Source organism: Streptomyces azureus (assembly GCF_001270025.1).
Lineage (GTDB): Bacteria > Actinomycetota > Actinomycetes > Streptomycetales > Streptomycetaceae > Streptomyces > Streptomyces azureus.
This window is the reverse complement of record NZ_DF968485.1, coordinates 37,813-49,875: the sequence shown is the minus strand read 5'-3', so window position 1 is coordinate 49,875 and position 12,063 is coordinate 37,813. Positions and strand designations below refer to the sequence as shown.

At 72.5% G+C, this 12,063-nt stretch carries 9 protein-coding genes; all 9 read left to right on the top strand.

What is annotated here, in order from left to right:
• A partial coding sequence (locus AOQ53_RS37090) for an ADP-ribosyltransferase (RefSeq protein WP_148640433.1) occupies positions 1–2,076 on the top strand: 2,076 nt, incomplete at its 5' end.
• Positions 2,077–2,113: 37 nt separating this feature from the next.
• Positions 2,114–2,518 carry a hypothetical protein gene (locus AOQ53_RS37085; RefSeq protein WP_059424177.1) on the top strand — a complete coding sequence of 135 codons (405 nt, stop codon included), beginning with the start codon at positions 2,114–2,116 and terminating at the stop codon, positions 2,516–2,518.
• The gene (locus tag AOQ53_RS37080; RefSeq protein ID WP_059424176.1) at positions 2,511–2,786 is read left to right on the top strand and encodes a hypothetical protein; all 276 of its coding nucleotides are present in this window, start codon (positions 2,511–2,513) and stop codon (positions 2,784–2,786) included. The genes AOQ53_RS37085 and AOQ53_RS37080 overlap by 8 nt, the downstream gene beginning before the upstream one ends.
• Complete coding sequence (locus AOQ53_RS43340; protein ID WP_059424174.1) at positions 2,779–4,020, top strand: DUF6508 domain-containing protein; 1,242 nt, start codon at positions 2,779–2,781, stop codon at positions 4,018–4,020. The genes AOQ53_RS37080 and AOQ53_RS43340 overlap by 8 nt, the downstream gene beginning before the upstream one ends.
• 84 nt (positions 4,021–4,104) lie before the next feature.
• Positions 4,105–4,560 (top strand): HD domain-containing protein, encoded by a 456-nt coding sequence (locus AOQ53_RS37070; protein ID WP_059424173.1) that lies wholly within the window; start codon positions 4,105–4,107, stop codon positions 4,558–4,560.
• 30 nt (positions 4,561–4,590) lie between these two features.
• The gene (locus AOQ53_RS37065; protein ID WP_059424172.1) at positions 4,591–4,902 is read left to right on the top strand and encodes a hypothetical protein; all 312 of its coding nucleotides are present in this window, start codon (positions 4,591–4,593) and stop codon (positions 4,900–4,902) included.
• A gap of 94 nt (positions 4,903–4,996) precedes the next feature.
• The gene (gene eccD, locus AOQ53_RS37060; protein WP_059424171.1) at positions 4,997–6,334 is read left to right on the top strand and encodes a type VII secretion integral membrane protein EccD; all 1,338 of its coding nucleotides are present in this window, start codon (positions 4,997–4,999) and stop codon (positions 6,332–6,334) included.
• Between the two features lie 76 nt (positions 6,335–6,410).
• Entirely contained in the window at positions 6,411–8,036 is a 1,626-nt protein-coding gene (locus AOQ53_RS37055) for a MinD/ParA family ATP-binding protein (protein ID WP_059424168.1), read from the top strand.
• A gap of 51 nt (positions 8,037–8,087) precedes the next feature.
• On the top strand, positions 8,088–12,062 hold the full coding sequence (gene eccCa, locus AOQ53_RS37050; protein WP_059424166.1) for a type VII secretion protein EccCa: 3,975 nt from the start codon (positions 8,088–8,090) through the stop codon (positions 12,060–12,062).
• The last annotated feature ends 1 nt before the right edge of the window (position 12,063 follow it).

The following is a 12,063-nucleotide window of genomic DNA, read 5'->3' as shown; positions in this document are numbered from 1 at the left end:
GTGAAGTCGTTCGTGTGGGACGGGCTGATCGTCGACGGTGTGTGGGGCACGATCAAGGGCCTGGGCACGCTGGTGGGTTTCGGCGGCTGGGACGCGATGGGCCAGGCGTGGAAGGGCCTGGCGCAGCTCGCGACCGGCCTGGTGATCACGGCCATCCCCGGGGCGAACGCCCAGTTCTGGACCCTGCCGGACGACAAGCTGCCCTCCTGGCTGCGTGATTCGCGCACGGCGATGAAGGAGACCGGCAAGGCCCTGGTGGCGTGGGACGAGTGGGGCAAGAACCCCGCCCGCGCGGCCGGTGCGGTCACCTTCAACGTGCTGACCACGGTCTTCACCGGCGGCGCGGGCGCTGCGGCGGCGGGTGCGGGCAAGGCCGGCGCGGTCGCCAAGGCGTTGTCGGTGGCGGGCAAGGCCGGCCGGGTCATCGACCCCATGACCTACATCGCCAAGGGCGCGGGCGCCGGCCTGTCGAAGATCGGCGACATCGCCAAGGGCCTGAAGGGCGCCGGCAACATCGACATCCCCACGCTCCCCGACGGCTCGGTCCACCTCCCCGACGGCCACCAGCTGGCCCCGAACAACAACCTCGTCGCGCCCAACGGCACGATCGACACGACACCGGTTCCCCACGGCACCAGCCCGACGGTCCCGCACGGCACCACTCCGACGCTTCCGGCCCACTGGACGACACAGGGCGCCCAGACACCGTCGTACGCGGGGGCGGCCCACGGGGGCGTGGACGGAGCCGCGCACACGGTGGACAACGCGGCCAACGCGGGGCACTACAACACGCCCCCCACGGCCCCGACCCACACCCCGGGCGGCGCCTTCGACCCAACACCGGCTCCGTCCACGTACGACCACACGCCGACCGGCTCGCCGTACGGCCAGGCACCGTCCGCGTCTCCGTACGGCCAGGCACCGTCCGCGTCTCCGTACGGCCACGCCCCTTCCGGCTCTCCGTACGGCCACGCGCCGTCGCCGGGCACCTACGATCATGCACCGGCCCCGTCGGCGTACGACCAGGCGCCTCCGCCCTCGTCGTACGACATGGCCCCGACCACCACACCGCACCTGGGCGGTCACCCCGGGGCGGGGACTCCCTGGTACAGCCAGACCACTGGCGCCAACCCGGTGCACGACGTCCCGCCGGCGCCGCACACGGGCGGCCATGACGTCCCCGGCCCCGGCGGCCACGGCTACGACGCCCCTGGCGCCGGTCACGCCGACGACGCCGCGCACAGTGCCGGACATGGGGACGACGCCGTCGGCCACGCGGACGACGCGGTGCACGCCGGTGACCACACGGACGTCGGCCACGGAGTGGCGGACGCCGCCGCACATCACGGCACCGACGCGCCGGTGGCTCCGGGACACCAGGGCACGGACGTACCGGGCCACGGCGGGGCAGGGGAGCCGTTCGAGTACAAGCCGATCATGTCGGCTGACGACTTCGACAACCTGGCCACTGACGCGGAGCGGCACGCGGTGGCCATGGCGGAGCTGGAACGGGGGACCAACCCCTACCCCAGCACCAGCAACAAGGCGGGCAAGGAATACGGGGACGCGTACTGGAACGACTTCCTGGACAACCTCGGCCCCAAGGCCAGGGGGGCGCTGGAGAGGTACAGCAGCTTCTACTACAAGCACATCAACGACCCGCTGCGGGCCGTTGACAAGCCCTTGGAGCCCCGAGTCCAGGACTTGGTCGACAATATGGACCGGGTCATGGGCGCCCGCCCCGTGCCCGAGAACCTCATGGTCGTCCGAGGCACCGACGTGGGCTACCTCAACCTGCGGTCGCCACTGGAAATGCAGGGCAACGTCTACGACGACCTCGGATTCATGTCCACGTCGCTCGGCAAGGACCCGGCGTTCGAGTACAAACCCGTACACCTGCACCTGCGAGTGCCGGAGGGCACCCCTGCTCTCTGGATCGACCACATCTCCTCGAACAAGGGGGAGCGGGAGCTGCTACTCGCCCGTGGTGTGGAATACAAGGTGACGCGCGTCTTCGAGGACGAGGCCGGAAAGTGGCAGGTGTACGGCGAGGTCCTGCCGAGGCCGAAACCGTAGCAGCGCCCAGGACAGACGACTCAAGGAGTATGGACTCATGAGCAGCGAGCAACCGGTGCCGTCGCGCTTCGAAGAAGACCTGCAGTTCAGGGAGAAGCCGGGCGGACCGGCGCGGTACCAGGACTGGACCGAGAACCCTGTGCAGTACTTCACCGTGGTGGACAAGGAGAACGGCTCGGTCCTCGGGTACCTCTGGGCCGGTGACGCGGACGACGCCGCAGCCTATGAACCGCGCAAGGCGGGCGGCCCCCGTGCGGTGAACGCAGGCATGCCCTGGATCATGCGCCTGCGGGAGGGAAAGGCGCGCGGCCTCCGCCCGACTCAGACCCTCGTGGAGCTGTACGGCGACCCCCAGGGGGGCGGCCGAGGCCGCCCCCTGCCCGGTTCCCTCACCGACGCCCCGAACGCCGCCGCCGTCGAGGCCCTGGCTCAGGGTGAGTAACGAAGAGCCGACCAACTCGCGCTTCGGGGAAGAGGACGACGCGGCCGGCTGGATCGTGCCGCCGGGGTTGTCGGCCAACGCCGTCAACGCCGGTGGCAGGTGGGGGCGGGCTCTGTGCGCCGGCAAGGCCCGACAGCTCGCCCCCACCGCCCTCCTCGCCGAACCGGCGCGCGGCGCGAACGACAGCGAGCGGAGCCACGCGGTTCCGGGCTCGCTCACCGAGGCACCGACGCTTGCCGCGCTGAAAGAGCAGCCCCCCGGTGGCTGAGCCCCGGCCGACCCACGAGAACAACAACATGACCGACCCCGTGCACTACATCTCCGTCACCGCCCCCGACGGCGAGGTGGTCGGATACGCCTGGGCCGAGCCCGGCGCCGACGACGTCGAGTGGATCAACCGGCGGGCGAGCAGCAGCAGTGCCTACCACGCGGGGACGGAGTGGTACCGCCGGATCTGTGAGGCCCGTGAGCGTGGGCTCACGCCTCTCGGCGTCCTCCACCTGCTCAGTCACGAACCCGGCGTAGGCCCCGTCACCGAGGCCGCCGACGCCTCCGCCGTCGAGGAACTCGCCCGTATCGTCACCCCGGCCGACGACCAGCGCCTCCTCTCCCAGCTCGACCGTGACGACGCCGAGGCGTGGCGGGAACTCGCCGACGCCTTCGACGCGCTCACGGACGAGGACCGGGACGTGCAGTGGGGCGGTGGGCAGAAGTCGCCGAGCGGTGCCATCCACGTGCCGTTCCCCAAATACAGCAAGGGGGTGGACCGGGCCGTCCACGCCCTCCACCGCGTCGGTGCCGTCACGCCCGAGCACCGCTGGATGGACAACCCCATGCCCACGCTCCGGCCGGAGGGCGGGCTGCGGCCCGCCGACGCCGTGCGGGCCGCAACCGCCGTGGTGCGCGGGGAGAAGTTCTGCGACGGGACCATCGACAAGGCCCTCAAGAGCGGCCTCCTGGACGCCGTCGCCGACTCCCTACGCGCCTGGTACGCCGACCCTCCCGCCGCGCAGCCCGCGCAGTCCTCTAGTCCGGCCGACGCCCCGCCCGACAGCGGCCGGGACCGCCGCCTCCCGCATCCGCACCTCCCCGAGCCCCCGGATCCGTCCCTCCCCATGTGCAGGTTCTGCGGAGGTTCTCCCGCCGCGGACGTCGCGTTCCGCGCCCACCGCGGTCTCGTCGTCCTCATGGGATTCCGGAAGACGGACGGTCCGATGTGCATGACCTGTGGGCTGGCCGTGTACCGCGCGCTGACCACCCACACGCTCGCCTGGGGCTGGTGGAGCCCCCTCTCCCTCTTCCTCTTCGCGCCGTTGACGCTGGTCCGCAACGTCCTGGCGGTGCGCAAGGTGAAGGAACTCCCCGCGCCGGGGCCGGGCACGCTCGGCCCGCGCTACGACCCCGGCGTACCCGTGCGGCGACGGCCCCGGGCGTACATCGCGCTCCTCCCCGCACTGTGGGTGCTCTTCATGATCGTGACGGGGCTGTCGGGCGGTGTGTGAAGACGCGTGGGGGAGAGCCGCACCCCGGTTGTTCGCGTGGCGCGTTCGTGTCTTATGTTGCGGAAGCGAAGCTAGGGGGATCGCATGCCGCAGGAGATGAGTCTCGCCGACGTCGAGGCCGTCGCTCGCGCCGCGCACGCCGGGCAGACGGACAAAGCCGGTCGGCCGTACGCCGAACATCTGTCGGCCGTCGCCGAAGGCGTGCGCGCCCGGGGAGGGAACGACGAGCTGGTGGCCGCCGCCTGGCTGCACGACGCGCTGGAGGACGGCGTCCTGAGCGAGGAGTGGCTCGACGCCGCCGCCCTCACGCAGCAGACCAAGGACGTCGTACGGGCCATGACCAGGCGGCCGGACGAGGAGCCGGAGGCGTACGCACACCGGATCCTGGCCACCCCGGGCGCCCGGCTGGTCAAGGCCGCCGACCTCGCGCACAACGCCGACCCCCACCGCCTTGCCGCACTCGACGAGCACACCGTCCGGCGGCTCACGCGGAAGTACGCCGTCATGCGGAAGCGCCTGGGCCTGGCCCTGGACGACTGACCACGCATCAACAAGGCACAGGACGACTGAATGGCACGGGACTACGACAGCCAGCTGCTGGAGTCGGTGGCGGTGCGCCGGCGCCGGATGCGCGACGCGCTGCTGTTCGGCGCGCAGCGCGCGCGACGGACGGCGGACGAGCGGTTCGGCAAGATGTTCGCGGGCATCGCGATCGCCGCCGTACTCTGCGCCGGCTGCATCGGCTGGTCCTTCCTCCAGGCCACGCTGGCGAAGCAGAAGGCCGAGGAGAACAAGCAGCAACAGCAGCAGGAACAGCTGTACAACCCGACGCCCAGCGCCTCCGCGAGCGGTGCCGGCGGCAAGGGTGCGGAGAAACAGTGAACGGGGCGTGCACGGCCGGCGCGAGCGGATCGGCGCGCGGCCGTGGCGGAAAAAACGCGATGATAGGTTCCGGTGAGTGGTGAGCGCAGCAACGATGTCTCGGACCCAGCTGAGCCGGGTCACCCTGATCGGCGAGCGACGGCGAGCCGACCTGGTCCTGCCGTCGGACACACCGATCGGCCAACTGCTCCCCGACATACTCCAGTTGCTGGACGACCGGGCCGCCACACGGCCGACTACCCGGCAGCTGATCACCGCCGACGGCTCGGCGCTGCCCCATGACGCGACGCTGGCGTCGGCCGAGGTGCCCGACGGCGCCGTACTCCGCCTCGTCCGGGCCCATGCCGCACCGCCGGCGCCGGTCGTGCACGACGTCACCGACCAGGTCGCGGACGACCTCGACCTGCGGACCTGGCGCTGGCGCCCGGCCGCCCGCCGCGTCAGCGCCGGTGTGGCCACCGTGGTGTTCGCCGTGGCCGCGGCCGTCCTGGCCCGGCAGGAGTTCTCCCTGGAGTCCGTCACCACGGGACTCGCGGTCGTCACCGCCCTGTTCCTGATCGCCGGCGCGGCCATCGCCCGGATCGGCCGGGGCAACCAGGGCCTGGCCACCGCGCTGCTGCTCGCCGCCGGCGGGCTCGGCCTGATGACCGCCTGGACCGCCGCCGACGCCTACGACTGGGGCGGGACGGCCCGGCTGGCCGGTGTCGCCGCCGCACTGGTGGTCACCCTCGTGCTGCTGGCCTACTGCTCGCCGCTCGGCAAGGGCGGGCTGATCGGGGCCGGGGCGATCGTCGTCGTCGCCCTGGTGTGGGAGACCGTCGCCCTCCTCCAGGACCGGGCGGACCGGATCGGCGCCGTGATGGCCGTGTTCTCCATCATCCTGCTCGGGCTGCTGCCCCGGTTCGCGCTGATGGCCTCGGGACTCACCGCCCTGGACGACAAGCGCTCCACGGGGACGTCCGTGAGCCGCCACCAGGTCGCCAACGCCCTCGCCGCCACCCACCGCGGGCTCGCCCTCGCCACCGTCGTCACCGCGGCGTCGGCCGCCCTCGGCGGCTGGATGCTGACCACCGCGAAGGAGCCGACCGTCTGGACGGTGGGCCTTGCCTCGCTCGTGGCCGTCGTCCTGCTGTCCAGGGCGCGGGCCTTCCCCCTGGTCGCCGAGGTCGTGGCGCTGTTCGCGGCGGCCGCGCTGCTCGTCGTACGCCTCGCCGTGCTGTGGCTGGACCACGCCGGGGGCGCCGGTGCGCTGGTGCTGCTGGGGGCCGCGGCACTGCTGCCGCTGCTGGCCCTGGGCATCGAGCCGCCCGACCACGTCCGGGTGCGGCTGCGCAGGTTCGCCGACCTGATCGAGTCCATCGGCGTGATCGGGCTCTTCCCGCTCGCCATCGGGGCGTTCGGTATCTACGGGCAGCTGCTCAACAAGTTCTGAGGCTTCGAAGACCAGACGCCCACCCTGTCGCTCCCGCGGAACGACACGGCGGGATGTGGCAGGAGAGAAGGGCGACATGCCGAGCGGGGACAACTGGCAGAACGACGTGCTGCGCGATCTGAGGGGCGGCACGCCCCAGCAGCCGCAGCAGACGTCCCAGCAGCGGGACCGGCAGCAGGCGGCGGCACAGCAGGCGGCGCCGCAGCAGGGACAGGGGCCGGAGGCGCAGCAGGCGCACGCCGCCCAGCAGGGCCCAGCCGGTCAGTACGCCCAGGGACAGGGACACGGGCAGGGAGGACAGGGGCCGGCACCGGCCTACGGCTACCCGCAGCAGTACCAGCAGCCCACGTCCGCCGAGCAGCAGCACGCGCAACAGCAGGCGTACGCCGAGCAGTACGCCGCCGCGCAACGGCAGGCCTATCCCGCGCAGGGACAGCAGCCCTACCCCGACCCGGCCTACGCCCAGCAGGCCTACGCCGAACAGCAGGCCTATGCCCGGCAGCAGGCCTACGCCGAGCAGCAGGCGTACGCCGAGCAGCACCAGCAGGCGCAGCATCAGCACGCGCAGCAGCAGGCGTACACCGAACAGCAGCAGCACCAGCACGCCCAGCAGCAGGCCTACGCTGAACAGCAGGCCTACGCCGGGCAACAGGCCTACGCCGAACAGCAGGCCCACGCCGAGCGGCACGCAGCCGAGCAGCAGCCGGCCCAGCAGGAGCAGCCCCAGCCGCAGCAGTACGCGCAGCAGGCCCCCGCGCCCCGCGCCCGTGCCTCCCGTTCCACCCCCGACAGCCACCCGGTCCTCGACCAGAAGCTCGCCGGCGCGGGCCGGGGACCCCGGCGGGGGGAGCCGTTCGCCGCGCGCGCCCTGAGGGCCGTACGCCGCACTGTTTCCTCCTCCGCGGCCCGTGAGGTCGCCGAGACCACCGCGACCGCCGAGATCCTCCAGCAGCCGGTCACCACCGGCCGCCAGATAGCGGTCACCTCGATCCGCGGCGGCTCGGGCAAGACGACGGTCGCCGCGCTGCTGACCGCCACCTACGCCCACTACCGCCAGGACCCCGTCCTGGCCGTCGAGGCCGACCCGGCGCTCGGCTCGCTGCCGCTCCGGCTCGGCGCGGAGAGCCTGCGCTGGACCACGGGCGATCTCGCCGACGTCGTCGAACCGCAGATGACGCTCCTCGACATCACCGGCTACCTGGTCCAACTGCCCGAGAACGCCTGGCTGCTGCCCGGCAGCCAGGGCCAGGTCGGGGCCATGCTCGACACCAAGGGCTACGAGCGGATCATGGTGGCGATGCGCCGCTACTTCGGCGTGACCGTCGCCGACTGCGAGACGCTGCCCGCCGAGGTCGCCCGCACCGCCCTGTCCGCCGCCCAGGCCCGGATCCTCACGGTCCCCGCGACGCTGGAGGGCATCGCCAGCACGCACGCGGTCCTGGAGTGGATGCGCGGGCTGCCCCGGGACATCACCACCTCCACCGTCGTCGTGCTCACCGAGACCGTGCCGCACACCGGCATCGACCTGGAGAAGGCGGCCGAGCAGCTGAAGGCGACGGGGGCGAGCGTGCGGGTCCTGCCCTACGACCGGCATCTGGCGGCCGGCGGCACGATCCGCACCGAGCTGCTCGCGCGGGACACCAGGGAGGCCGCCACCCGCCTGGCGGCGGAGGCCTTCCAGCTCTCCCACAAGCGCCGCTGACCCCTCCCGCAAACGAAGGGAACCCAGGACCGACAGGACAGGTCAACCACGATGAGCACCCGACTGATCCACCGGCCGGCCCGGACCACCAGGCCCCCGGCCGCCCCCGAACCGCGCACCATCGAGGCTCCGCCGAACCTGCCCGACGGCAAGACGGGCTCGATCGCGACCTCGCTGCTGCCCGTCGCAGGCGTGATGTCCTCCGTCGTGATGATGACGGTCGTGCGCAACAGCCAGTTCGCGGGGCTGGGCGCGATCATCCTCCTCGTCACCGTCATCGGCTCGCTCGTCATGCTCTTCACCCAGCGAGGCAAGGCCCAGCGCACCCGCCGCACCCAGCGCGAGGCCTACCTCTCCTACCTGGAGGACCTGCGGGAGGAGCTGTCGAAGGAGGAGCGGGAGCGGCGCGAGAGCACGCAGGTGCTCAACCCGCCGCCGGACGCGCTGTACGACATCGTGCGCGACCCGGCCCGGTTGTGGGAGCGGCGCCGGCTCGACGCCGACTTCCTGCGGGTCCGCGTCGGCACCGGTGAGATGCCGGTGCGCGACCTGAAGGTGGCCCCGCCGGGATCCTCCGTGCTCACCCCGCCCGACGAGTTCATGCTGAACGAGGCCTCCGCCCTGGTCGCGCGCTTCGCCAACGGCACCGAACTCCCGCTCACCGTCCCGCTCGACCGCGTCGGCAACATCACCGTCATCGGCCGGCGCGAGGACACCCTGCGTGTCGCCCGCGCACTGATCGCGCAGGCCGCCGCCACCCACGCCCCCGACGACGTGGCCATGGCGCTGGCCGCGCCCGGCGACCGGATCGCCGACTGGGAGTGGGCCAAGTGGCTGCCGCACCTGCTCGACTCCGAGCAGTTCGACGGCCCCGTCGCCGCCCGCCGCATCGCGCCCTCCCTGCCCCAGCTGGCCCGGCAGATCGGCGCCGAACTGCGCCGCCGCGCCTCCTACGCGGCCGAGGTCCGCCGCGGCCTGTCCGGCAAGGACGCCCTCGCCATGACCTCCCGGCTGCTCGTCGTCGCCGATGCGCACGGCGCCGACGCGGTCGACCTGCCGCGCCCCGACGACGCCGTGGGCCTGCGGGACATGAGCGTCACCGTGCTGCACCTGCTCGACCAGCGCGTGCAGGAGCCCGGCAGCGTGGGTGTGCGCGTCACCGTCGACGGTGAGCGCGTCGTCATCGAGGACCTGCGCGAGAAGGAGCCGATCAGCGCCCACGGCACCGTCGACGAGATCGGCGTCCCCTTCGCCGAGGGCCTCGCCCGGATGCTCGCCCCGCTGCGCCTGTCCGCGGAGTCGATGGTCGACGCCCCGCTCACCGGCCCGGTCGACTTCGCCCAGCTGCTCGGCCTCGACGACGTGGCCGAACTCGACCTCCACCGGCTGTGGGCGCCGCGCGGCGAGCGCGCCTTCCTGCGCGTGCCGATCGGCGTCAGCGACGCCAAGGAGCCCGTGCTCCTCGACCTGAAGGAGTCCTCCGAACTGGGCATGGGCCCGCACGGCCTGTGCGTCGGCGCCACCGGCTCCGGCAAGTCGGAGCTGCTGCGCACCCTCGTCCTCGCGCTGGTCGCCACGCACCCGCCGGAGGATCTGGCCATGGTCCTCGTCGACTACAAGGGCGGCGCCACATTCGCCCCGTTCGCGCACCTGCCGCACGTCGCCGGAGTCATCACCAACCTGGAGAACCAGGCCGGCCTGGTCGAGCGCGTGCACGCCTCCCTCGCCGGCGAGGTCAAGCGCCGCCAGCAGGTGCTCAAGGACGCGGGCAACGTCGCCGACATCGGCCACTACGCCGCGCTGCGCGCCGAGAAGCGCCCCGACCTGGAGCCGCTGCCGCACCTGTTCGTCGTGATCGACGAGTTCGGCGAACTCCTCACCGCCAAGCCGGACTTCATCGACCTGTTCCTGTCCATCGGCCGGATCGGCCGCTCCATCGGTGTGCACCTGCTGCTGTCCAGCCAGCGCATCGAGGCCGGCAAGCTCAAGGGCCTGGAGACCTACCTGTCGTACCGGCTCGGTCTGCGCACCTTCTCCCCGGACGAGTCCCGTACGGTCCTGGACACCACGGACGCCTTCCACCTGCCCCCGCTGCCCGGCTTCGGCTACCTCAAGGTCGACACCAGCCACTACGAGCGGTTCAAGGCCAGTTACGTCTCGGGCGCCTACCGCGGCCCCGTCCAGCACGAGCCGGAGGACACCGGGCCGCTCGCCCTGGAGTACCAGGCCTACAACACCCTCGGCCAGGGGGAGTCCGAGGGGCCCGAGGAGCCGCAGATGAGGCGCCGGGAGACCGGCCCCACCGAGATGGGCGTGATGATCGACCAGCTGGAGCGCTCCGGTGCCCGCTCGGTCCGCCAGATCTGGCTTCCCCCGCTGCCCGCCGCGGTCCCGCTCGACAAGGTCGCCGGACCGGTGCAGGTCGGTGCGCGCGGCATGCAGCTCGCGGGGCGCCGCGGCCCGCTCCAGGTGCCGCTGGGCACGCTCGACGACCCGACGAAGCAGTGGCAGGGCCAGTGGTACCTGGACCTGACACTCGCCGGCGGCCACGCCGCGATCATCGGCGGTCCCCAGTCCGGCAAGACCACCCTGCTGCGCACCCTCGCCCTCTCGCTGGCGCTGACCCACACCCCGCAGGAAGTGGGCATCTACGGCCTCGACCTGGTCGGCGGCGGCCTGCAGGCCCTGTCGGGGCTGCCGCACGTCGGCGGCATCGCCGGCCGGGCCGACCGCGAGCGCGCGGCCCGCACCATCGACTCGGTGCGCGCCATGCTCGACCAGCGCGAGGAACTGTTCCGGGTGCACGGCATCGACTCGCTGGAGCAGCTGCGCACCCTGCGGGCCGCGGGCCGGGTGCCCGAGCTGGCCAGCACCGAGATCGTGCTGCTCATCGACGGCTTCGGCGCGCTGCGCGACGACTTCGAGGAACTGGACGACCCGGTCGTCGACATCCTCAAGCGGGGCAGCGGCTACGGCATCCACGTCGTCGCCGGCATGCTGCGCTGGAACGACGTGCGCATCGCCACCCAGTCCCAGTTCGGCACCCGGGTCGAACTGCGCCTGAACGACCCGAGCGAGTCCAGCATCGACCGCAAGCTCGGCGAGACCCTCTCGCCCGAGGAGAAGGGCCGCGTCCTCACCGACCGCAAGCTCTTCGCCCAGGTCGCCCTGCCCCGCACCGACGGCCTCGCCGACACCGCCGACCTCGGCGCGGTCCTGGAGACCACCGCCCGGCAGATCCGCGCCACCTGGACCGGCGAGGTCGCCCAGCCGGTGCGCGTGCTGCCGCACGTGCTGGAGGCGCACCAGCTGCCCGGCCCGGCCACCGAACCGCGCCGCGTCCCGGTCGGTCTGGACCAGACACAGCTCGCCCCCGTCCTGCTCGACCTGTTCCACCACGACCAGCACCTGCTGGTCATGGGCGACAGCGAGTGCGGCAAGACCAACCTGCTCAAGGTGATCGCCCGCAGCCTGATCGAGCGCTACGGCGACAAGGAACTCGTCTTCGGCGTCTTCGACCCGCGCCGCGGCCTGCGCGGCGTCATCCCGGAGGAGTACCGGGGCGGCTACGCCTACAACACCAAGCTGTGCGCCGGCCTCGCCGCCGGCATCGCCTCCGAACTGGAGAAGCGGCTGCCCGACGAGAGCGCCGACGGCGCCGATCTGGAGCCGGGCAGCTTCTCCGGCCCGCGGATCGTGATCCTCGTCGACGACTACGATGTCCTCACCACGGCCGGTCAGCAGCCGCTCGCGCCCTTCGTGCCGTACATCCCGTCGGCCGTGGACATCGGACTGCACTTCGTCCTCACCCGCCGCGTCGCGGGCGCCTCCCGGGGCCTGTACGAGCCGCTGCTCCAGAGCCTGCGCGAGTCCGGCGCCTCGGCGCTGGTGATGGCCGGCGACCGCAGCGAGGGGCAGCTCTTCCCCGGCGTGTACGCCGGCCCGCAGCCGCCCGGCCGCGGCGTGCTGGTCCGCAGGGGCGAACCGAGCCGGCTCATCCAGACCGTCTACGAGGGGACGAGGTAAA

Coding starts and splice junctions, on each gene's coding strand:
- AOQ53_RS37085 (WP_059424177.1), top strand. CDS start 2,114: ATGAGCAGCGAGCAACCGGTGCCGTCGCGCTTCGAAGAAGACCTGCAG.
- AOQ53_RS37070 (WP_059424173.1), top strand. CDS start 4,105: ATGCCGCAGGAGATGAGTCTCGCCGACGTCGAGGCCGTCGCTCGCGCC.
- AOQ53_RS37065 (WP_059424172.1), top strand. CDS start 4,591: ATGGCACGGGACTACGACAGCCAGCTGCTGGAGTCGGTGGCGGTGCGC.
- eccD (WP_059424171.1), top strand. CDS start 4,997: ATGTCTCGGACCCAGCTGAGCCGGGTCACCCTGATCGGCGAGCGACGG.
- AOQ53_RS37055 (WP_059424168.1), top strand. CDS start 6,411: ATGCCGAGCGGGGACAACTGGCAGAACGACGTGCTGCGCGATCTGAGG.
- eccCa (WP_059424166.1), top strand. CDS start 8,088: ATGAGCACCCGACTGATCCACCGGCCGGCCCGGACCACCAGGCCCCCG.